The organism is Winogradskyella forsetii (genome assembly GCF_013394595.1).
Taxonomy (GTDB): Bacteria; Bacteroidota; Bacteroidia; order Flavobacteriales; family Flavobacteriaceae; genus Winogradskyella; species Winogradskyella forsetii.
Map to the genome: position 1 here is coordinate 718788 of NZ_CP053348.1, position 22651 is coordinate 741438.

Consider the following 22651-nt stretch of genomic DNA (forward strand, 5'->3'; position numbering starts at 1 on the left):
GTTGAAGGTTTAAAATGGTTTCAAGATAAATGCAATTGTTTATTTAGCAGTTAACAACGTTTGGCTATAATATTCCATTTCGGAAACAATTTTTCCATCTGCATCAAAGCTGTTACTAAGATGAAATGGTACTTCAAGTTTCTTTTTATCAGATTTGCGGATTAAAAGGAAATTCCACCAAGAGAGCACCTCACGACCATTGCCCATTTCATATTCTAGATAATCTGGATAGCCTATCATTTCAATACTTTCAATTTCAAACGTGTCTAAAAATTGTTTCCAATTGGCTCTTGTCTCCGATTTAGTGCTCGATTTACCAAATGTTGTATTGATATCGTAAAACGTAGCATCTTCACTATAATAACTGAGACATTTCTCAATATCCGCATTCTCAAAAGCATACATGGCTTTTCTTATGGTGTTAATATTATCGTGGTGATTATAGATGGTGCCATTTTTACGAACTGTAAAACTAGACCTGATTTCATTGAGAACAGTATCGTTCCCATAACTGATGATCATTTTTATTTTATTGTCTTTGGTTAATGTATATAAACGATGGGCAGCGGCATCGATTTTTACACCTGTGTCTTTCTGTACACCTTTTAATACATCCCAAGTCTGAACCCATACCTCGTCATTTTCATTGTCTTTTTTGTATTCAATGGCATCAGGATAGGCACCTGGATAAGTAGCTCTGTCATAATAATCGAGCTGGTTGAAATACGTCATTTGATTGTTGAGAAAGGCTTCCTTGTCCATGCCTTCATCATTTTTACGATTTGAAGTCCCATTATAGGCCTTAAAATCCTCTGTTAGATAGGTCGCCATTTTCTCTTTATCTCCTGCAACAGATGCGTCAACAAATGCCTCAACGGCTTCGATAGCAGGATGCTCAATGTAAACGGTGCCATTCTTTTTTTGTGCGTTGCTAATGAACATACTTAGCATCAAGGCTACAATTACTATTTTTTTCATAATATGTGGTTTTTAGGGTTCGCTTTATAGCGAACGGGTTAGTATTAATAGTTCAATTTATTCTAAATGCCATCAACGGAATTACTCCAATCTTAAGTATTATATTCCTTCAGGGTGTTTTCTACGGATTGAAAAGAAACTCCAAGTTCTTGTTTGGCCAATTGGTTTTGATAAATCACTTTGGGTGCATGCCTTGGAGGTTTGTTATTCAACATCAGCGACACATCCGAAACGGGATAGGTTTCACTGGACAATAAATAATTTTTTCCATGTATACCTTTAATAATAGCGGCTTTGTAAACTGCAGCGGCAACGTCCTTAACATTGACAATTGCCATGTTTATATCTTCGTCATAAAACATTTGAATAAATGGATTGGGCGCAATCTTATTCTTGAATAAAAATTGAATGCCTGTAGAGGTAGAATCTTCTCGGCTTGAAAGTGATTTGCCCATAACCATTACTGGCGAAACACTCACAATTTCTGAATCTAAATCTGGGTGGTTTTCTATAAAGGCATTGACAGTTTCATTGGCCATAAATTTGGCTTGGGCATACGGATGACTTTCCTCGCTTATAAAAGGCGTGTCGTTTTCATTGAACCTTTCAAAAGCTGATTTCCCACCTGCTGGTAAAGGGAAATTAGTGTTGAATGCTGCAACCGACGCTAGTATAACGACCTTTTTTATACTTGTTGTATTATTGATAATATCGAGAAAATTCTCGGTCCCTTTTATGGTGGGATCAAATAACTCGGTTTTGGCATCTTCAAAGTCCAGTTGAAAAGGTGTGCCGCTATGGACTACAATATCGCAATCTGAAACAAACTGTTTTAACTGCTGTTTGTCCAATACATTTAGTTCACATATATGCAAGTTTTCAGATTTTTCCAATGCCATGAGATGTTGATATTTTTTTTCATTGGAAATGTTAGTTGTTGAGGATTTTACCTCAAAATTTTGTTCCAAAAACACTTTGGTGATATGGCTTCCGATAAACCCTGATCCACCTATGATACCTACTTTTTTCATTCTATTTTATGTTTTCTTTTTCCTAAGAAAATGGATTTTTAGTTGGTGTAAATTTTTTAACACAATTGCGGCTAAACTTTGTGGCTATAACCTAAAGGGATCAACAACTTTATAGGATGTATTAAAAAAAAACGGGCAGTTGGTATTTTTTAAAACTTTAGAATACTAAAGCTGTAAATAGAATTATTGCCATAAATCTCTCCACAAAAATTATGGCTGACTGTTCTGTTTAATTAGTTATTCTGCAATTGAATCTGAAACCTTCTGCGCCGACTCAATAGCTAGAAGCTCTAAGACAACCTCTGATGAATCCCAATAACCCACTTGTCTTGTTATTTTTCCATCTACAAATTTGTATGTGAGATGGATCGGAATTGTAATTTCTTTGCCATTTGCAGCCATGGTTGCTTTCCATTCCAGCCAACAATTGACCCAAGTGTCTCCGTCGTCGGTTACAACCATTTCGTATTCGGGATCATTACTTGTAAATCCACGACTGGAGTAATTTTCATCGTTTGCTTTGTGATACGCTATGGTTTCATCTGAGGACATATAGTTGTCCTTAGAGTTTGAGTTGAAAAATGTTTTAGCACTATCTGCATAGATGCTTGTATCATAAGTTTTGTCATTATAGCTTTTAATTGCCTTCTTTACGGTTTCAATTTCTGGAGACTGTTGCGTGTAACGTTTGTCTTTTGTTTGGCAGGCTGTGAAAAGGACTATTGCAAGTCCTAAAAAGAAAATTTTTTTCATAATTTTTGATTGTTTTTTTAAAACCTACAAGGATGCAAAAACCATGTAGGTTTTGAGGTTGGTTAATTATTTATGTATGCTTAATTCTTTTTCCAAAGTGAAGGTTTAGCTTCATATATGGTATATGGCGACTCTAAATTTGGAATGAGTTTCTATTGTTTTGAATGTTTCATGAACGCTTTTACACACTTTCCAAAACATTATCTTCTATGTTCAATATTTTAGTATTATCATGATTAATTAATAACAAATCATAATAGATATCTTGTCTAAGTAACTGATAATCATTGGAAGTAAAAAACGATTTAGGACGAATGGACGTGTTTTCTGTCCGAAGGATAGGATATTATTACCAGAGCAAAAATCTAAATGGTCTGTCATCTATTCAGCAACTTTTCTTTTAATGATTTGCTAACAGGAATGTAAATGGTTTTTTCCATTAGGTGTAAGGTTTCAATGCCATGAAGCCTATCTTTTAGATTCATATCCATCAATACCATATTGGGTTACTCTGTTTTGATACATGCTAAAGCTTACTGAGCCTTAGGAATTATTGCAATGACTTCATAGCTCAAAGAAGATAGTTGAAGTGAAATGTTGGTAGCAATGACCATCTCATCTTTTACAATTGATAGTTTTGCAGATGGTCCCATTACGCTACGTTTTTATGTTTGAATTCAAATGAAACGGTAGTACCTTCTTTATTGTTTTCTTGCATGGTCCCATTAAGTTGCTGGGTTAACAATTGAACGAGTTGCGAGCCAAAACCAGTGCCTTCTGGTGCTAGGCCTATCACTTTTCCTACGCCATTGTCAGCAACTTCCAATTGCAAAGTGTCATGGGTTTTTTTAGTTAATTGAATGGATATTGTTCCAGTATTGGTTTTTGGAAATGCATATTTTAAGGCATTGGTCAATAGTTCATTCACAATTAAACCAATGGGAACGGCTGTATCCACATCCAACTCCAGTTCGTCCATGGCACATTCAATTTTAATCTTGTCCTCCGCATCAAAGGCATCAAGGATGCCATCGCTCAAATTAATGAAGTAGTCCTTCATTTCTATAGCGCCCAAATTAGTGCCTTGGTAGAGTTTTTGATGGATAATGCCCATGGATTGCACACGGTTTTGACTCGCAATCATAGCATCCTTTGTAGCGGAATCCTCTATTTGCGCTGATTGCAATGCAATGAGGCTCTTTACCATTTCAAGGTTGTTTTTTACGCGATGGTGAATTTCCTTAAGTAACAATTCGTTCTGCTTATTTTTAGTGTCCAGTTCGGCATTTAAAACTTGTAATGCACGACGTTTTTTGCGGATACTTTTTATACTTAAAAACATACCCAATAAACTCAAAGCCAAAATACCGGCAATGGCAAGGTACAGTAGTTGCGTTTTTCGCTGTTGGGCAATTTGAGTGTGTTGTGCTTCAATCGTTTGGTCTTTCTTTTCGGTTTCAAACTGCGTCATTAATTGAGACATGGTTCTGTCGCTTTCAATTTTCGACGTACTATCCCTCATTTTTAAAGCTTTTTTTTGAAATTCCAGAGCCTTGGGATAATCTTTCAACTTTTCATAAATGGTACTTAAATGGTGATAGCCTTCGGTAAGATTTGAAACATCACCCTTCTCTTCTTGAGTAGCAACCGTTTGCAGCTGGAACTTTAAAGCGTCTTTATAATTGCCTAAAAGCAGATTTATTTCGCCCAGATTTCCAGTAATAACATACACCGCATTATCATAATTGACCTGTTTTGCTTGTCGCAATGTTTGTTCATAAACTGTTTTTGCTGCTTTATAATCGCCTTTCCGTTTTAGGGCATTAGCACGATTGTTAGAAAAATTTAAAAGGTCATAAATCGAAAAATCGAGGGACTTGGCTAATTGCAGCGCTTGGTCATAATAGGTTAAGGATTTTTCGTAATTACCTATGGCAATTTGCGTGTCACCTGCAGAGGTATAGGCATAAGCCAATTCTGTCTGTAGGTTGTTCTCTTTGCACAAGTCTATCGTTTTTAGGGCATAGTCAAAGGCTTCATTATATCTGCCTTGTCTAGTTAGATCTTCCGAAATTCGATTGTAGGCACCAGCAATGCCTAACTTGTCATCAATGGCTTCCATGAGTTTAAGTGCCTTTAGATCTACTTTTAATGCTGCTTCAATATCGCCTTCACGTTTATGAACCCAGCCAATTTTAAAATAGGTGGTGGCTTGTCCTTTTTTATCATCAACGGCTGTATAGCCTTCAATAGCTTTATTAAAATTTATGGAAGCCGAATCTAGTTCTAAGAGGTTGGCATGCATGCGACCTTGCATTTCATGAAATCTAGGTTTCCAACTGTCATTGTTGCTTTTTTCGGCTAACGTTACGCCTTTTTTTGCATAAGTTTTGGCTAAATTCAAATCTGTTTGAAAGGCAATGGCAACAAGATTATCTAGAATTTCCAACCTTTTTTCCGAATCTTCTTCAAGCTCAAGAGCTACGGTTAGGCTATCTATACTATTGTTGTTTGTGTTTTGTGCAGTGGTTCTTTGTTGGTTCCCAAGTAAAACAATTATCAATAGCGCAATAATTGAAGGCGTGTTTTTAATCATAAGTCTTTAGTAATTGGTGGTTATTTTAAAGACTTGAAGCTTGATAAATGTAATGAAAAAAAGCTTATCAGCGTGATTATTATTAATTTAAGAGCATAGTTAAATATATGGTTGTTTGTAATAATATGGACTAATGCTGCGGAATAAGACACTATTTTTTAACCCTATATAAAGCAGCAAAAAAGCTAGAGATGTGTTTTTAATGTTGGTCTAGCATACTATAATAGATAAACGATACGTTTTATTTCTATATGAAAAAATTTCTGCTCGTAGTCTTAATTTTAGCATCTTTTCTAATGCTGGCTTACCAGTTTCAACCTGTTAAAAAAGCGGTTCAAACAGTCGCTGCTGTTGTGGAAACGCCAAGTCTTGTTAACAAAGATAGTTTAACGATTAGCACGAGGGTCAATGTTCCTTATGGTTACAATCGTGTGGATTATGCTAAAGGAAGTTTTGAGGAGTATCTCAGAAATTATAAATTAAAACCCTTTGGAAGTAAAATTATCAATTATGATAATACCAACTATTTCTGGCAAGGTGGACACATTGGTATTTTGGAAATTCCGGTGCCAAAAAACGGTTTACAACAATGTGCGGATGCCTTAATAAGAATTAGAAGCGAATACCTCTGGGATCATAACCGAAAGGATGAAATAGGATTTGAATTTACTTCAGGCCATTATTGTTCGTGGTCTAAATATGCTGAGGGTTATCGTCCAAAAATTAACGGCAATAAAGTAACGTTTCATAAGTCGGCAACCGCAAATCATTCCAAAGACAATTTTTATAACTATTTGAATTTAATCTACATGTATTCTGGTACATTATCGCTTTATAATGAATTAGAGTCAATTGCAGCTAAAGATTTACAACTAGGCGATATGCTCATTAAAGGTGGTTCGCCAGGTCATATTGTTATGCTTTGTGATGAGGTTGTAAACGAAAATGGCGACAAGCTATTTCTGTTGTTTCAAGGTAATACGCCAGCACAAAGCGTGCATTTGGTCAAGAATCTTGAAGATAATACTATTTCGCCATGGTATCGATTGAATGATGATGCCGTTATTCCAGTTTCAAATTACACATTTGGTAGTTCCAAGTTTGTGCGTTTTAAATAAAGGAAGTCATATAGTTCAATTTGCTAAAAATGTAACTAAAACCTCTGATAAGTATTTATAGTGACATCATCATCTAAAGATGTAGAAATCCTTTGAAATGAAGTTTCATCAATATTCAAGATTGTCCAAATAGAAGGGTCGTCACTAAAAGGGGTGTTGATTACAATCCTATTTTCGTCAATGCTGTAGTTTCCGTTATAGGGGACATCTGCACAACCATTTCCGTCATTGAAATCAACATCAAATGAAAATACAGGGTCATCAAAAGAAACAATGTTGCTAAGACCATTTAGACAATCTAATTCTACAGCTTCACCATTCAAAGTTCTGGATTCAAGTTTCCAATTACCAAGAATTAGGGTTTCTAAATCATTAATAGATGTCTCAGAATTATCATCATTTTTTGAGCAATTAAAAGATAAGATAGCTAGTGCACAAATGGAAATAAATTTAAAAGTTTTCATTTTTAAGGCGTTTAAAGTTTAACTGATTTTCTATTATATCGAAGTGATGGGAGAATGTCATCATTTGCAAAGTGTGCATTTGGTAAAAACTCTTGAGGATGCGTCAATTTCTCCTTAGAATAATTTGAAAGATGATGCTATAGTTCCTGTTTCTTATTATACATTTAGTAGCGCCAAATTTGTAAGGTTTAAATGATTTCAATTTTTTTATACTCAAATTTTGAATTTGTTTCGGTAATATTACGGATAGATTTTTTTTGGCTTTTAGTCAAAAGAGAATTGGCTAACATTATGGTTCTAGAAGCCTTTTTAATGTACGCTTATATTCGGATAATACACTTCAAGGTTTTATCTTTGTATGAAATAAAAAAAGATTCCCAGTTTCATGGGACGTTAGCATGAGCAAACCCCTAACACCTCAAGAAATCCATAACCTTGCCATGAACCATGTTGGTAAGGATTTAGAAGCACGTGGTTTTGAGTTTGTTGCCATTAATAGCAAACTAAAGCGCAATCCACAGTTTGTATGTATTGATAAGAATAGTCAGTATTATTTTGTGGTTGTTAGAGCGGTGATTCTGCCCGAAAATCCAAATAATTATGATGTGGTTTGGATGGAACTCTTCAAAAAGCATGCTTACGAAAAAGATGCCAAAGTGTTGTTTGCAGGAGTTGGATTGGGGAACCCAGAAGGCGAAAATAGACCGATTTATTTGAATGAAGAATATCTTATCGAGTATAACGGAATTCAGGTTATAGAAATGAATTTGAATTAGTAGCTCATTTTGAACCTGCCTGTCGCCAGACAAAAACTAAGGACCTGGCAATCTCTTAAAAATGATGAATCAAGTAAAAATGAAAAAATCTTTAATTTTATTAATTGCTGTAATTGCTTTTTTATCCTGCCAGAAAGAACCAAAAAACATCAAATTATCTGGTCCAGTTTTCGGTACGGCTTACAATATTCAATTCTATTCAGAAGACGATACTAACTATCAAAAACAATTCGATAGCCTTTTTAATGTGATTAACGCGTCCATGTCAACCTACATTCCAGATTCAAAAATCTCGAAAATCAACAGAGGCGAAGCTGTTGATATAGATGATCATTTTATTAGAGTATTTGAAACCTCTAAAGCCGTTTACAGAACAACCGAAGGTGTTTTTGATCCAACTATTGGAGCTGTGGTAAACGCATGGGATTTTGGGCCAGAAGGGAAAATTACCAATATAGATAGTACCGCAATTGATAGTCTGATGAAAACGGTAGGGTTTAATAGAATGGGATTAAAAAATAACAAAATTGTAAAGCGCGGACAGTCCTATTTAGATTTTAATGCCATAGCAAAAGGTTATGCCGTTGATGTTATTGGCGAATTTTTAGAAAGTAAAAATAGCCAAGACTATTTAGTAGAAATAGGAGGGGAAATTAGAGCCAGAGGCATTAATCTTGAAAAAAAATCGGAATGGAAAGTTGGAATCGATGATCCCAATTTTGATGGCGAACAATCCTATTCTAAAGTGATTAGTTTAAAAGACAAAAGTATGGCAACCTCTGGTACCTACAGAAAATTTAAAATTGACCAAAATGGAAATCGCTATGCGCATATCATAGATACAAAAACAGGTTATCCTTCTAAAACCAATATTTTGAGTGTTTCAGTTATTGCAGAAGACTGTATGACGGCAGATGCTTATGCTACGGCTTTTCAGGCCATGGGAATCGAGAAGGTTTCCAGTTTTTTAGAAAGACATCCAGAATTAAAAGTTTATTTTATCTATGAGGATAAAAATAAGTCGTTAAAAACCAGTAGTTTAAATGGTTTTCCAAATTAGTATCCTCCACTGCTAAGCAATTTTATTACAGAATATCCTTAATGTCAGGTATGATGTCGATTAGTTTTAAACTTTCATTTATTTTTTAGTAAATTACTTAGGTACATTTAACACGACAAACCTACTTGTATGAGAATAAATTTTATCATACTTCTTTTTATTTTTGCTTTTCCATCTGCAATTATTGCGCAGTCTAATAGCGAAATGGGAGCTTATTATTTAATGCGATCAGAAGCCCTTTTTTTTAATAAGGAAATTAATAGATCTTTAGAACTTTTTAATAAAAGTTTAGAGTATATGGATAGCATTCCCAATAGTCGTGTTGCAAAATTAGGTATGTTATTGAATTTTGAACACAAAAAATATTTTGAAGCAAGCTCTTACGGAAAATCATATTTTGAATTTGAAAAAGATAAATCCACGGAAGGGTATCAATATATGTTAGAAACATATGATTATATTTTAAAAGAACTTGGTACGGACATGGAAGAACCTGCCAGGTATATTGAAGCGCCAATTAATAATATCCAGGAGCCCTTTACGGATAATGAAGAACTTGATAAAAATACTGAAGAATTTGGTAATAGTATAGACGAACTAGATAAGGGTATCGAAGAATTAGGTAGAGATATAGAAGAACTTGATAACAACATCGAAAAACTAGGTAGGGATAATGAAGAACATAAAGTGTTAATGACGTCAATTTTCAATGAAAAAATTGTGGATAAACGATTCGATTCTCTTAATAATAAATGGATAAATCTATCTAGAAGATATGAAGTGCATATTGATAGTATTTATGAATTTAATAAGTATAAATTAGCTGTTTTTTCTAAGAATAACCAACTTGGAATAATGGACGATACTGGAAATATCATTGAAAAGCCTCAAAGTTATAATCATTTTTTAACTTATGATGGTTATGCTTTAATGTTAGACAAACAAGATCATCCTACAAAAATTTACGTTTATAATTTTAAGACTAGGCAGGGTTTCGTTTTGCCAGAAATTTCTACCTTTAATTCAAATTCTTCACATTACGGTAAGGTAATGCTTCCAAGAGCAAACGGGTTAATTGTTACTTATCCAGATAATTCTAATAATGCATATGTTTTTAATGTAAAAAGTAAATTATTTGTAACTACTGATACTGAACTAGAAGACTTTTTGAGGAAGCTGAAGAAAAACGATATTATTGAAACATATAAAGCGGAACAAGTTCGGATTAAAGGAAGATGGCTCACAATAGGAAGTGAATTAGGTGCTGGTGTTTATGAGCTACACGAATTTGGTAATCGGTATGGTTATTTGAACACCCTTGATGGTAAAGTTTGGAACGAAAAATATTATAATTATTTAGGTGGTTTTTGTAATGGTAATTTTGAATTAATAGAAGGCGAGAAAAGATTTTGGATGGATGTAGATGGTTTAAAATCAGAAACCAACGAAGATGAAAATGGCACATATTCTGGTGATTCAAGATTCGTAAAACGCGAGGATGGCATTTATGTCATTATTCAAAATAGAGAAGGAAAGGATTATCTAATTTATGGGGATGAGGCTTTATTAAATCAAGAGCAGTTTATTGAAGCGGCATCGCGATAATTTGAAAATAGTTGAGTCGTTTTATGTAGAAAGCTTTTTAGGATCGTGACTTTAAAATTTATAAACCACAGGAATAATCTCACCTTTAGCTAAACGATATTTATCAATGTCTTCGTTTGAAAGTATAGAGGTATAATCAATTTCTTCAACCTTAAAACCAATGGAACGAAGCTTATCGAAATAATCACGACCATAAATCCTTACATGGTCATATTGTCCAAAGATTCTTGCACGCTCTTTTTTATCAGTAATGCTATCATCTTCAAAAGTTTCAGCACGATTCAAATCTTGCGGAATCTGAAAAATACCATAGCCGTCAGGTTTCATCACTCTGTACAATTCTTGCATGGCTTTGGTATCATCTGGTATATGTTCTAATACATGATTGCAAAGAAGAACATCATAACTGTTATCTTCGAAAGGCAAGTCGCAAATATCTGCTTTGACATCCGCTATTGGAGACAACAAATCTGTAGTGGTGTAATCTAGGTTTTTAAGCCGTTTAAAACGATTTAAAAAACATTGTTCTGGGGCGAAATGAAGAACTTTCAGATGTTCAGAAAAAAAGTTAGTTTCATTTTTTAGGTATAACCAAAGTAACCTGTGCCGCTCTAATGAGAGTGTTGAAGGGGATAATATGTTTGGTCTTTGTTTTCCATAACCATAAGGTAAAAACTTTCTAAAACTTTTACCGTCGATGGGATCGGTATAGTTATTTCCTTTTAAGAATAGTTCGAGGATAGGACGCGCCAAATAGCTTAGCCTGATTAATATAGGTCTAGGGATGGTATTTAGGATTAGTTTGAAAAGTTTTTTTGACACGAATTTCACGAATTACCACGAACTATTAAAGAACGATTCTTTTATATTTTAAACTATCTTCACCAAAGTTAATTAATAGTCCTAGCTTTAATTTTGAAACTGCCAAGTAATTCAATGTTTGTTTGATATGTGCAGATACTAAACAATCAATTGCCTTTATTTCTAAAACAATTTTCTCATCAATTATAAAGTCTGCTTTGTATTTATGCCTTAAAATATTTCCTTTATAGCTAATAGCAAACTTTTTCTCTCGCGAATAGTCAATACCCTTATCGATGAATTCAATTTCCAATGCATCGGCATAAACCACTTCATTAAATCCTTTACCTAATTGGTTATGGACTTCCATACATATTCCAATTATTTTATAGGCTTCGTCTTTATAGATTAGATTAGTCAATGCAATTATTTTAGTTCATCTAGGATTAGTGAAAATTAGTGAAATTCGTGTCAAAAATATGAATCCAAGTATATTCGAGTTTAAATTTTCATAAAGATCAGTTCATTTCCAAATAAACTCCCGAAATGCGGGTCAAAATAATTTACAATCCCAATAATTCCTTCCGAAAAGCATCCTCTTCATCCGACTCGATGCCTAAAGCTTCATGAACATATGCAAATGTTGAGAGTATCTCAGGCTTTCCATCTACAATAGCAACATCATGCTCAAAATGTACACTCGGTTTGCCGTCTTGCGTCACAATGGTCCAACCATCTTTAAGTTGTTTCACTTTATGAGTGCCTAAATTTATCATGGGTTCAATAGCAACCACCATTCCTTCTATAATTTTTTTACCTCTGCCTCGTCTTCCATAATTTGGCATTTCTGGATCTTCGTGCATTTTTCTACCCAAACCATGACCGACCAACTCTCTTACAACACCATAACCTTCAGCTTCACAATAGTTTTGTATGGCGAAACCAACATCTCCAACTCGGTTGCCAAGTTTTAGTTGTTCTATACCTACATAAAGCGATTCTTTTGTGACCTGTATGAGTTTTTTAGTTTCTTCTGCTACGTTACCAATCTCAAAAGTATAGGCGTGATCACCATAAAAACCATTCATTAATGCCCCACAGTCCACAGAAACAATGTCGCCATCTTTTAATGGTACATCAGTCGGTAAACCATGTACCACAGCTTCATTTACACTACATAATAATGTGGAAGGACAATCGTAAAGCCCTTTAAAACCTGGTAAAGCACCATGATCTCTTATGAATTCTTCTGCTATTGTATCTAAATGGTTCGTTGTGACACCTTCTTTTGTTTCTTTAGCCAACATTCCCAAAGTTTTTGATACAATGAGTGCACTTTTGCGCATTAATTCAATTTCTTCTGCCGTTTTTACAATAATCATGATTGAAAAATTTTTTGGATTGCAAAGATAAGCAAATAAGATGTACTCCTCTTTGTCGATTTAGATCGAAATTGTATTTAAAAAGGCCACCATTTTTTTTTGGGAGCAGGAATAGTAGGTTCTTCTTTGGTAATTAATTGATATACTTCTCCCCAACCTAAAATACCTCCAATATTTCTGTCGTCAATAAAAAGATCGGCATGGATTTTTCGACTTCTAGTATCATCAAATTTTTCCTCCGGAAAACTAGCGTTTACAGCATAGAACTCAATACCGTTTTCTTTACAAAAATCGACAGCTTCTTGGAGTTTAGAACCACATCTGTAGGTCCATAGAATGAGCCGATGCCCATCTGCTTGGAGTCTTTTTAAAGTTTCAAAAGCAAAAATACGTGTTTTTCCAATTTTTGGATAGGCATCCTCTACAATGGTACCATCGAAATCTACGGCTACTACTAATCTATTTTGAAAATTCATGCTATTTTTCTTCAATTGAGGCGCAAAGTTACAATAATAAGAGGTTTGCACCAATTTCAATTTGTAACATATAGGTTAAATTTGTAGCTAAACAAGGCTTTCTTGTGTCATCGCCTTAGGTTGTGGTATGCCCATTAATTTAAGAATTGTTGGAGCAATATCACCTAAAATACCATCTTTTATGGCTTTCAAATCCTTGTCAATTAGGATAACTGGAACCGGATTTGTAGTATGCGCTGTATTTGGAGAACCATCAGGATTTATCATGGTTTCACAATTGCCGTGATCTGCAATTAAAATGGTAGTGTAATCATTCTCTAAAGCCGTTGTAATAACACTTTTTACACATTGGTCAACAGCTTCACATGCCTTTATAGCGGCTTCCATTACTCCTGTATGCCCAACCATATCGCCATTGGCAAAATTAAGGCAAACAAAATCTACCTCTCTTTTTTTGAGTTCAGGGACCAAAGCGTCTGTTAATTCGAAAGCACTCATTTCAGGCTTTAAATCATAAGTGGCCACTTTTCGTGAATTTCTTAAAATTCTGGTTTCGCCATGAAATGGTTTTTCTTGTCCGCCAGAAAAGAAGAAGGTGACGTGAGGGTATTTCTCAGTTTCTGCAATTCTAATTTGTTTTTTATGGTGATTTTCTAAAATTTCCCCTAAAGTCTCAGACAAATTATCTTTATTATAAACGACCTTTATACCTTCAAAACTATCATCGTAGCTGGTCATTGTAACATAATAAAGATTTAATTTATGCATGTTTTGCTCATGAAAGTCACGTTGGGACAAGGCTTCAGTCAATTGACGACCACGATCCGTTCTAAAGTTGAAGAATATAACAACATCATCATCTTTAATTGTGGCTACAGGATTGTTCTCTCTATCAACTGCGATAATAGGTTTTATAAATTCGTCTGTAATATCATTTTCATAATGATTTTGAATGGATTGTAAAACATTAGTGGTTTTTTCGCCTTCTCCATTGACTAAAGCATCATAAGCCAATTTTACACGTTCCCAGCGTTTGTCTCTATCCATGGCATAATAACGACCAGTTACGGAGGCTAATTTTCCTGAGGTTTTTTGGAGATGATCTTCTAAATCAGAAATATAACCATAACCAGATTTAGGATCCACATCTCTGCCGTCTGTAAAGGCATGTACAAAAACGTTTTCTAATCCATAATCATGAGTGGCATTGAGCAATCCGAAAAGATGTTTAATGTGAGAATGGACACCACCATCGCTGACCAAACCTAATAAATGCACGTTTTTATTGTTGGCTTTTGCATATTCGAAAGCGGTTTTCAAAACCGGCTCCTCACGAAGTGTTTTATTTTCTACTGCCAGATTTATTTTCACTAAATCTTGATATACAATTCTGCCGGCTCCTAAATTCATATGGCCAACTTCGCTGTTTCCCATTTGCCCCTCTGGCAAACCTACATGCAAACCATCGGTTCTTAAGCTTGCGCTTGGATATTTGGTGTAAAGCGAATCAATAAATGGTGTTTGTGCATTGTCTATTGCCGAAACTTTTGGGTCAGGTGATTTTCCCCAACCATCTAAAATCATTAGAATAACCTTCTTGTCCATGTCAGAATATTTTATGAATTCAAAGATAACACTTACTAACTTATTACGATTTTGTAATCAGAAAAAATATAAAATTTTATTTTCTATATCTGAAAAGCGTACTGGAATTAATACATAATTCAGATTGGATTCGTTTTTAGCATTATGATTATATGAATGTTAAAGAAATGTTATAATGCTATTTAACCGTAACAAATTGAAAATCATGTCGTCTTTTATTATATAATCAAAAAACAAATCAATTAAATTTAAAATCTTTCATCATGAAAAAATCAGCAGTAGTTTTAGCCTTAGCATTGGGCTTTTCAATTTGTAACGTAAATGCAACAAACCATGTTTTAACTTCTAAAGTAAGTGACGATATTGTTCAATCCATAGAGGTTAGTCCTCTGTGTAAAGCGGTTGCCATTGGCGACACAGAAGAAGTCAAACGTCTATTGAACAACGGCGTGGACGTCAATGCCAAATCTAATGGTATGATGCCTATACATTATGCCGCCAAATACAATCGTGTGGATATGATTAAGGTGTTAATCACAGCAGGTTCTAAAATTCACGATCCTTGTGATTTAGGCTATACGGCATTGGGACATGCGGAAAAAGCAAAAGCAACAGATGCCGAATTATTTTTAAAACGTTTTAAAAAGAAAACTGTCTAGGAGTAGACAATTATTTGAGTTAGTCTAAAAATGCGTCTTTTTTAAGATGCATTTTTTGTTTTTAAGGTGACCTGTTATATGACTTAATTTTTATAACTTTTCATTTTTCAATTTAAAATAATTTAAGACTAGAATATGAATTTTGAATTCAAAATAATTCTAAACCAAAATTTAAATCAAGTGATTCCTCTGGTTTACGCCTTAAATGAAGGCAAAGTGAGTAAGGAATTGCTTCTGTCTCGATTTAACGAAATGAAACTGCAAAATTATGAATGCGCTGGTGTCTTTGTTGATAATGAGTTAATCGCAGTAACTGGTCTTTGGTTTTGCACACGTCATTACAGTGGGAAATCTGTTGAATTAGACCATGTGTACATTACGCCAGAATTTAGGAATAAAGGCTTGGGTAAGGAATTTATGTCTTGGATTCAAAATTATGTTCAAGAAAAAGGCTATAATGCCATGGAATTAAATACTTATGTACAAAATAATCCGTCTCACAAGTTTTATTACAATGAAGGGTATACTATTTTAGGCTATCACTTTCTGAAGAAGTTGTAATCTGGACATCTTTGCAAAGACATGTGTTTTGTTGTTTGATCCATCGTGTAAACTTTCTCGCAAATGTGCTAAGACGCCAAGCTAACCGAATAGATTTGTGTAAATTCGTGAAATTGGTGGCTTTTTTCTCTATGTGAATCTTTGCGTAAACGCTTCGCAACGCTATTTAAATCTACTTCAAAAATCCCAAGTCTGAATCTGTACCAATCTCATAAGGTACTTTATTATACTCAAAAATTCTTGCATCTAGTTTTCCTTTTAGCGTTAACTTATTTCCTTTCACATCGATCCAACTTCCTTCGCGCAAGCCAATTACAGGTTGTGAATTATAGGCATGAAACTCTTTAATACGGGTTTCCCTGGTTTCTCCCATATGTTTACTTCCAACAATAGGATCTAAATAATGTGGATTAATATTAAATGGCACTAATCCCAAAGTCTTAAAACTTGGAGGATAAACAATTGGCATATCGTTAGTGGTATTCATCGTTAAACCACAAATATTACTCCCAGCACTAGTACCTAAATACGGTGTGCCTTTTTCAATCGCATTTTTAATTGGTAATAAAACTTGGTTTTTATAAAGTTGAGACACCAAAACAAAAGTGTTACCACCTCCAACAAAAATACCTTGGGCATTTTGTATGGCATCTTCCACATTTTCATATTCGTGAATACCTTTAACCGATTTCCCTATGGAATTGAAGGCTTTAGATGCTGTTTTTGTATAGTCCTCATGCGAAATACCTCCTGGTCTAGCATACGGAACAAATAGAATTTCATCTGCAGATTTAAAATGAACTTTTAGCTCATCCAATAAATAGTCTAAATAACCACTACCATGAATAGTAGAAGTGCTGGCGATTATAATTGATTTCAAAATATGATTCTTTTATGTTAAAAAATAGATTCTTTGGCTGAATGAACAATTTAAATCTTAAATTAATAAGAAATTTCGGAATAAAACTATTTAACAAAAATTTGACGTCCTTTTTTTAAATATCACAAATATAAGTCCGAAATTTATAAAACTAACCAAACTTAACACGATGAAAAAATTACTCCTATTAATATTTAGTGTTTTTGCTTTGACAGCTTTCAGTCAAGATGTAAAAAGAATACCCATCAATGGTAAAATTATTGTTACCACAGAAGATAAAGAAGGTGTAACGGTTTTTAATTCATCGTCTAACAAGGGCGCTATTACGGATAAGGATGGCTATTTTAAAATTGATGTCGCTTTAAATGACGTTATTCAATTTGGGGCATTACAATTTAAGGACTTTACGGTTTCAGTTTCGGAGAAGGTTATGTCGTCTAGGCGTTTAACGGTTATTCTTGTTGAGGAAATCAACAAATTGGATGAAGTGGTTATTCTGCCGTTTGATCTCACAGGTAACCTAAATGTAGATTTTGAAAACGTTAGAACTTACAACGTCAATCTGGATGATGTCTATTTTGGTTTAGACCATATTGAAGATTTTGAGTTCTCTGCGGATTACAAAACGGAAGCGGATAACTTAGCCTTTAAAGAATATAATCCAAGTGTGGAGAATATGCTAGATTTGGTCAATGTTACAGGTTTTTTGCTTCAACAAGTCGTAAATATTAATGGTAATAATCTAGGGAGTATTAAATTTAAAACAGAAAAGGAAAAACAATTGAAAGGGAAAACACCTTTTAAGCAAGCTTTAGACACTTATAGTATCAACTACATTCATAATAATTTCGATATTCCATTAGATCAAGTTGAAGCATTTACCGATTATGTCGAAAAACAAGGGGTCGACGATAGCTTATTTGAGGAAGATAAAGAGTTGCAATTATTGGAGCGTATTTCTCAACTGAGTAAGTCGTTCTTAAAAAAGACAAGTGAAAAAGATTAAAACACTTTTTTTAATTTCAACATTTTTATTCCTAAGTTTTATAAGTGCACAGCAAAGGCTACTCAATGGACAACTTATAGCCGACGATGAAGTTGAAGGTCTGCATGTACTCAACAGATCAGCCGCAAAATATACCATATCTACTGCAGACGGCAGTTTTGTCATTCCTGCAAGGGCTTTCGATACCTTGGTTATTTCGGGTGTAAAATATCAAAAACAAGAATTTGTCATTACTCCCTCCATAATGGAATTAGGTCAGTTTAATGTACAGCTCATAGAGAATATAAACGAGTTGAATGAAGTTGTTGTCGGTAAAATATTAACGGGAAGCCTTGAGTCTGATATAGAAAACTCAGATGCTAAATCAGAAATTAACTTTTACGATTTAGGTATTCCAGGTTCTACAGATATACCAGCTACACAAAACGAACAACGTTTATATGATGCAGACCATGGGCAATTTGTTTATTATTATGGCATCGGACTCTCCATTAATGTGCATAAAATATTGAATAGAATTAATGGAGATACAAATGCGTATAAGGAAAGAATTAAAATAGAATCTGATGAAGATTGTATTAATAGTTTACAATCCCAATATGCTGATATTATTTTTGAGGCCATCCCAATTCCCGAGCAGTATAAAACAGATTTTTTTCAGTTTTGTCTAGAAGATGAGCAATTTAATACGATTTGTGAAGACGAAAATCGGATAAATGACGTTGACTTTTTATTGGTGAAACTTGAAAATTTTAAAATTAAATTAAATGAAGATGATTAAAATTTTTACTGTTTTTATAGTTTTCATTTTCGGCCTTAATCTTCATGCACAAACTAAAGATCTTAAAGGTCAGCTCATTGCTAATGATGAGGTTGAAGGACTTCATATTCAGAATAAAACATCAGCAAAATATACCATTTCTAATGAAGACGGTAGTTTTGTCATTCCCGCAAAAGTCCAGGATACCTTGGTGATTTCTGGTGTAAAATACCAAAAACAAGAGTTTGTGATAACATCAACTATAATGGATTTAGGACAGTTTAATGTACAGCTCATAGAAAACGTTAACGAGTTGAACGAAGTTGTTGTCGGTAAGATTCTAACCGGAAGCTTGGAATCTGATCTAGAGAACTCAGATGCCAAAACCGAAATTAACTTTTACGATTTAGGTATCCCAGGATATACAGGTAAACCATTGACGCAGAACGAACGGAAACTTCACGATGCAGATGCTGGTCCAATGGGTTATGTAGGTTTGGGTGGTGGCGTTAATCTTCATAAATTGTTAAATACCATTAGCGGACGCACAAAAAAGTTGAAAGCCATTGTTGCATTAGATGATAGAGATCGTTGTGTTGAACGTTTTAGGCGTGATTATGAAAGCTTTCTTTTTGAAAAAGATAGTTTGTCTGAAAATTTGCGTAACGAATATTTTTTGTTTTGTCAAGAAGACGAAGAATTCTTAACCTTGTGCAACGAAAACAATGACATTAAGTTGCTCGAATTTTTGCAGACAAAGTTAAAAGTTTACCGAGAAAACAGAAAATCAGTGTCTAAAGATTAGTTTTGGAACAAGTAATGCAACACAGAAAGAAATTACAATCATTAACATGAAATCAATTAGCCTATTTATAGCTTTTTTAAGCCTTTCGTTACTGACGTCTTCTAGTGATAATCACGAATATTATGTCGGTGTTACCCAGATTGAATATTCAAAGGAAACACAATCCCTTCAAATTATAAGTCAGGTTTTCACAGATGATTTTGAAACCCTATTGCGTAAACGTTATGATGACGATATTTCGTTGGATCCAGATAATAATGTGGAAATTATTGAAAATTATATGCAACGTTATTTGGCAGATAAACTGAAATTTAAGGTTAATGATAACAACGTCAATTTCAAATTTCTAGGAAAAGAGTACAAAGACGATATTACCTATTGCTATCTCGAGATTAAACATATTTCAGAAATTAATTCTATTGAAGTGACCAATCAAATCTTATTCGATGCATTTTCAGAACAGCAGAATATTGTTCGCCTAAAACTCTTGAACAAAAACAAGAGCTTTTTGCTGGTTCCCGAGAACGATTCATGCATGTTAAACTTTAAATAAATAACTGTCTAAACCATCATAAATCCCTATTTTAGGCACCTCTTAAAAAAAATAACAATTTAATATGAAAATTTTCAATTACGTTTTGTGCGCTTTACTTTTTACTTCTTTTAGCTCTTATGCTCAAAATGAAGAACGGTCAGAGCGTCAACAAGGACATACTAATGAAAACAAATTCAAACAGTTATATGATGAGTTTGCCACGCCAAATGTGTTTAGAACCGGTTCGGGAGCACCTGGTCCTGGTTACTACCAGCAACAGGCAGATTACAAAATGGATATTGAAATTGATGATGTAAATGCAAAACTTTACGGAGACGAAACCATAACTTACACTAATAATTCGCCAGACGATTTAAAATACCTTTGGGTGCAATTGGATCAGAATATGCGATCACGCGATTCTAAAACACCGTTAATTGGCAGTTCTAGTATTGCTCCTTTGACGACATCTTCGGGTGCTGTAAAATCGTATTTAAAGGAATCCTTTGATGGTGGCTTTCATATAGAACATGTAAAGGATGTCAATGGAAAAGATTTGCCGCATACTATTAATCGCACTATGATGCGTGTAGAATTGCCACAGGTTTTAAAATCTGAAGAAAAGTTTTCTTTCAAAATCAAATGGTGGTACAATATTAATGACCATGTTAGGGATGGTGGCCGTTCTGGATACGAATATTTTGAAGAAAATGATAACCGAATCTACGTAATGGCTCAGTTTTATCCACGTATGGCGGTTTACAATGATGTTGAGGGCTGGCAGAATTCCCAGTTTTGGGGACGCGATGAATTTGCGTTGCCATTCGGAGATTTTGATGTGAATATAACCGTACCTGCAGATCATATTCTAGATGGAACAGGGCATTTAGTAAATAGGGAAGACGTATTTTCTAAAGAGATGATGAAGCGCTTTGAGAAAGCAAAAAAATCTTATGACGAACCTGTAATGATAGTGACCCAAGCCGAAGCTGAAGTGACGGAAAAATCTAAAAGTAAGGCTAAGAAAACATGGAAACTTTCGGCACAAATGGTTCGTGATTTTGGTTTTGCGACGTCTCGTAAATTCTTATGGGACATGATGGCTGTAAAAATTGGAGATAAAGATGTTATGGCTGTATCCTTGTATTCGAAAGAAGGAAACCCGCTTTGGGAGCAATGGTCAACTAAAGCTGTGGCAAGTACCTTAAAATCCTATTCTAGATTGACCTTTGATTATCCTTATCACAAAGCGATTTCTGTACACGCACCCATGGGAATGGAATATCCAATGATATGTTACAACTTTGGTCGTCCAGATAAGGAAGGCAACTATTCCGATAGAACTAAATATGGAATGATCAGCGTTATTATTCATGAAGTAGGACATAACTTTTTCCCAATGATTGTCAATAGTGACGAACGTCAATGGACTTGGATGGACGAAGGTTTAAACACGTTTTCCCAATATGTTGCAGAGCAAGATTTTGCAGAATGGTATCCTGCGGCTTTGTCACCAAATGATAAAACGTACCCATCAAGAAGAGGTCCTGCACACAAAATAGTGCCATATATGGGAGGCGATCAAGATTATATTGCACCAATTATGACCAAAGGCTTAAATACTTATCAATTTGGTAATAATGCGTATGGCAAACCAGCTACAGCATTAAATATATTAAGGGAAACCATTATGGGTCGCGAATTGTTCGACTATTCTTTTAGGGAATATGCGCAACGCTGGATGTTTAAACACCCAACACCAGAAGATTTTTTCCGTACTATGGAAGATGCTTCTGCAGTTGATTTAGATTGGTATTGGAGAGGTTGGTTCTATACTACGGATTATGTGGATATTGGTATCAAAGCGGTAAAGAAATTTGCAGTTTCGGGTACACCAAATGAAAATGGAAAACTATTGGCAGAACGTAACAATAGAGACCCAAATAGCTTAGTGTATTTTATTGAAGAGGGAACAGAGGGTTATGATGAGGCAATGAAAAAAGCGGAGTCTATAGACAATCTGCCAACTGTTAAAGAATATATTATGGATAACTTTACTCCTGAGGAGCAAAAGGAGTTGAAAACACCGAAATATTTCTATCAAGTTACTTTTAATAAACCAGGCGGATTGGTTATGCCAATTATTGTTGAGTTTACTTATGCAGATGGCACCAAAGGAAGAGAAACGTATCCTGCGCAAGTTTGGAGGTTAAACGATAAAGAAGTTAGCAAGGCCATAGCAAGTGATAAAGAAATTGTATCCATAGTTGTGGATCCTGATTTGGAGACTGCTGATATAGATACTTCTAATAATTCGTGGCCAAGAGAGGTTAAAGAAAGTCAATTTGATAGGTTTAAGAATAAAGTCAAAGACTAAATTTGGTAGTTTTTGAACAATTAAGGCGACTTTTTTTTATTTTAAATTAGAAGTGGTATTATTTAATAAACTCACATTATATTTGTATCGTGATACATAAACTAACATTATTATTCATAGGAGCCACAGAAATAATCTTTGTATTATTTATTGTGGTACTGGTTTTTGGTGCCGATAAATTGCCCGAAATTGCACGTGGCTTGGGTAAGGGAATGCGTCAAATAAAAGATGCGACCAATGATATTAAGAGTGAGGTAACGAAAAGTGCCAAGGAAAATAATATCATTGATAAAGATACTACCAAAAACATTCAAGATGAAATCAATAAAGTAAAGGATGATCTTGAAGACTTTACAGGCTCGTTGAAAAGGAACAAATGATTTCTGATTTTTAAGAAAGTAGAGTTTCTTTCATTTTATCCCT

23 protein-coding genes are annotated in these 22651 nt (G+C 34.4%); 12 read left to right on the plus strand and 11 right to left on the minus strand.

Features of this window, described 5'->3' with window-relative positions; translation table 11 throughout:
• Positions 1 to 39: 39 nt before the first annotated feature.
• The 4 genes from HM987_RS02985 to HM987_RS03000 form a co-directional block, all read right to left on the minus strand.
• Positions 40 to 978: a nuclear transport factor 2 family protein gene (locus HM987_RS02985; protein ID WP_179005090.1), complete on the minus strand. Its 939-nt coding sequence runs from the start codon at positions 976 to 978 to the stop codon at positions 40 to 42.
• A 92-nt stretch (positions 979 to 1070) separates the two neighbouring features.
• Entirely contained in the window at positions 1071 to 2009 is a 939-nt protein-coding gene (locus HM987_RS02990; RefSeq protein WP_179005092.1) for an NAD-dependent epimerase/dehydratase family protein, read from the minus strand.
• 237 nt (positions 2010 to 2246) lie between these two features.
• Positions 2247 to 2762 (minus strand): nuclear transport factor 2 family protein, encoded by a 516-nt coding sequence (locus HM987_RS02995; RefSeq protein WP_179005094.1) that lies wholly within the window; start codon positions 2760 to 2762, stop codon positions 2247 to 2249.
• Between the two features lie 652 nt (positions 2763 to 3414).
• On the minus strand, positions 3415 to 5358 hold the full coding sequence (locus tag HM987_RS03000) for a tetratricopeptide repeat-containing sensor histidine kinase (protein ID WP_179005096.1): 1944 nt from the start codon (positions 5356 to 5358) through the stop codon (positions 3415 to 3417).
• Between the two features lie 251 nt (positions 5359 to 5609).
• On the opposite strand from HM987_RS03000, the gene HM987_RS03005 reads away from it, so the two are divergent.
• The gene (locus HM987_RS03005) at positions 5610 to 6476 is read left to right on the plus strand and encodes a DUF4846 domain-containing protein (protein ID WP_179005098.1); all 867 of its coding nucleotides are present in this window, start codon (positions 5610 to 5612) and stop codon (positions 6474 to 6476) included.
• A gap of 35 nt (positions 6477 to 6511) precedes the next feature.
• Here HM987_RS03005 and HM987_RS03010 read toward each other — a convergent pair whose 3' ends face one another.
• Entirely contained in the window at positions 6512 to 6940 is a 429-nt protein-coding gene (locus HM987_RS03010) for a lipocalin-like domain-containing protein (RefSeq protein ID WP_179005100.1), read from the minus strand.
• Between the two features lie 398 nt (positions 6941 to 7338).
• On the opposite strand from HM987_RS03010, the gene HM987_RS03015 reads away from it, so the two are divergent.
• The 3 genes from HM987_RS03015 to HM987_RS03025 all read left to right on the plus strand — a co-directional run bounded on the left by HM987_RS03015 (position 7339) and on the right by HM987_RS03025 (position 10381).
• On the plus strand, positions 7339 to 7716 hold the full coding sequence (locus HM987_RS03015; RefSeq protein ID WP_179005102.1) for a Na(+)-translocating NADH-quinone reductase subunit F: 378 nt from the start codon (positions 7339 to 7341) through the stop codon (positions 7714 to 7716).
• 79 nt (positions 7717 to 7795) lie between these two features.
• Positions 7796 to 8776, plus strand: coding sequence for an FAD:protein FMN transferase (locus tag HM987_RS03020; protein ID WP_179005104.1), 981 nt, complete (start codon positions 7796 to 7798; stop codon positions 8774 to 8776).
• Positions 8777 to 8905: 129 nt separating this feature from the next.
• Positions 8906 to 10381, plus strand: a complete 1476-nt coding sequence (locus HM987_RS03025) for a hypothetical protein (RefSeq protein WP_179005106.1) — start codon at positions 8906 to 8908, stop codon at positions 10379 to 10381.
• Between the two features lie 51 nt (positions 10382 to 10432).
• On the opposite strand, the gene HM987_RS03030 is transcribed toward HM987_RS03025, so the two are convergent.
• The 5 genes from HM987_RS03030 to gpmI form a co-directional block, all read right to left on the minus strand.
• A complete protein-coding gene (locus HM987_RS03030) occupies positions 10433 to 11203 on the minus strand; it encodes a class I SAM-dependent methyltransferase (RefSeq protein ID WP_179005108.1) in 771 nt (256 codons plus the stop codon).
• Between the two features lie 25 nt (positions 11204 to 11228).
• On the minus strand, positions 11229 to 11603 hold the full coding sequence (locus HM987_RS03035; RefSeq protein WP_179005110.1) for a GxxExxY protein: 375 nt from the start codon (positions 11601 to 11603) through the stop codon (positions 11229 to 11231).
• 142 nt (positions 11604 to 11745) lie between these two features.
• On the minus strand, positions 11746 to 12564 hold the full coding sequence (map, locus tag HM987_RS03040) for a type I methionyl aminopeptidase (protein WP_179005112.1): 819 nt from the start codon (positions 12562 to 12564) through the stop codon (positions 11746 to 11748).
• 77 nt (positions 12565 to 12641) lie between these two features.
• Positions 12642 to 13040: a BT0820 family HAD-type phosphatase gene (locus HM987_RS03045; RefSeq protein ID WP_179005114.1), complete on the minus strand. Its 399-nt coding sequence runs from the start codon at positions 13038 to 13040 to the stop codon at positions 12642 to 12644.
• Between the two features lie 87 nt (positions 13041 to 13127).
• The gene (gene gpmI / locus HM987_RS03050) at positions 13128 to 14645 is read right to left on the minus strand and encodes a 2,3-bisphosphoglycerate-independent phosphoglycerate mutase (protein ID WP_179005116.1); all 1518 of its coding nucleotides are present in this window, start codon (positions 14643 to 14645) and stop codon (positions 13128 to 13130) included.
• Between the two features lie 263 nt (positions 14646 to 14908).
• Between gpmI and HM987_RS03055 the strand changes: the two genes are divergently transcribed.
• Together HM987_RS03055 and HM987_RS03060 are read left to right on the plus strand one after the other, a co-directional pair.
• Positions 14909 to 15304, plus strand: coding sequence for an ankyrin repeat domain-containing protein (locus tag HM987_RS03055; RefSeq protein WP_179005118.1), 396 nt, complete (start codon positions 14909 to 14911; stop codon positions 15302 to 15304).
• 135 nt (positions 15305 to 15439) lie between these two features.
• Complete coding sequence (locus HM987_RS03060) at positions 15440 to 15865, plus strand: GNAT family N-acetyltransferase (RefSeq protein WP_179005120.1); 426 nt, start codon at positions 15440 to 15442, stop codon at positions 15863 to 15865.
• Positions 15866 to 16037: 172 nt separating this feature from the next.
• On the opposite strand, the gene pepE is transcribed toward HM987_RS03060, so the two are convergent.
• The gene (gene pepE / locus HM987_RS03065; protein ID WP_179005122.1) at positions 16038 to 16745 is read right to left on the minus strand and encodes a dipeptidase PepE; all 708 of its coding nucleotides are present in this window, start codon (positions 16743 to 16745) and stop codon (positions 16038 to 16040) included.
• A 169-nt stretch (positions 16746 to 16914) separates the two neighbouring features.
• On the opposite strand from pepE, the gene HM987_RS03070 reads away from it, so the two are divergent.
• The 6 genes from HM987_RS03070 to HM987_RS03095 all read left to right on the plus strand — a co-directional run bounded on the left by HM987_RS03070 (position 16915) and on the right by HM987_RS03095 (position 22608).
• Positions 16915 to 17751, plus strand: coding sequence for a carboxypeptidase-like regulatory domain-containing protein (locus tag HM987_RS03070; RefSeq protein ID WP_179005124.1), 837 nt, complete (start codon positions 16915 to 16917; stop codon positions 17749 to 17751).
• Positions 17738 to 18532, plus strand: coding sequence for a peptidase associated/transthyretin-like domain-containing protein (locus tag HM987_RS03075; RefSeq protein ID WP_179005126.1), 795 nt, complete (start codon positions 17738 to 17740; stop codon positions 18530 to 18532). The genes HM987_RS03070 and HM987_RS03075 overlap by 14 nt, the downstream gene beginning before the upstream one ends.
• The gene (locus tag HM987_RS03080) at positions 18519 to 19316 is read left to right on the plus strand and encodes a carboxypeptidase-like regulatory domain-containing protein (RefSeq protein WP_179005128.1); all 798 of its coding nucleotides are present in this window, start codon (positions 18519 to 18521) and stop codon (positions 19314 to 19316) included. Before HM987_RS03075 ends, HM987_RS03080 begins: the two co-directional genes overlap by 14 nt.
• A gap of 46 nt (positions 19317 to 19362) precedes the next feature.
• Complete coding sequence (locus HM987_RS03085) at positions 19363 to 19869, plus strand: DUF6702 family protein (protein WP_179005130.1); 507 nt, start codon at positions 19363 to 19365, stop codon at positions 19867 to 19869.
• 64 nt (positions 19870 to 19933) lie between these two features.
• Positions 19934 to 22228, plus strand: a complete 2295-nt coding sequence (locus tag HM987_RS03090; RefSeq protein ID WP_179005132.1) for a M1 family metallopeptidase — start codon at positions 19934 to 19936, stop codon at positions 22226 to 22228.
• Positions 22229 to 22317: 89 nt separating this feature from the next.
• Positions 22318 to 22608: a Sec-independent protein translocase subunit TatA/TatB gene (locus tag HM987_RS03095; RefSeq protein ID WP_179005134.1), complete on the plus strand. Its 291-nt coding sequence runs from the start codon at positions 22318 to 22320 to the stop codon at positions 22606 to 22608.
• Positions 22609 to 22651 lie beyond the last annotated feature (43 nt).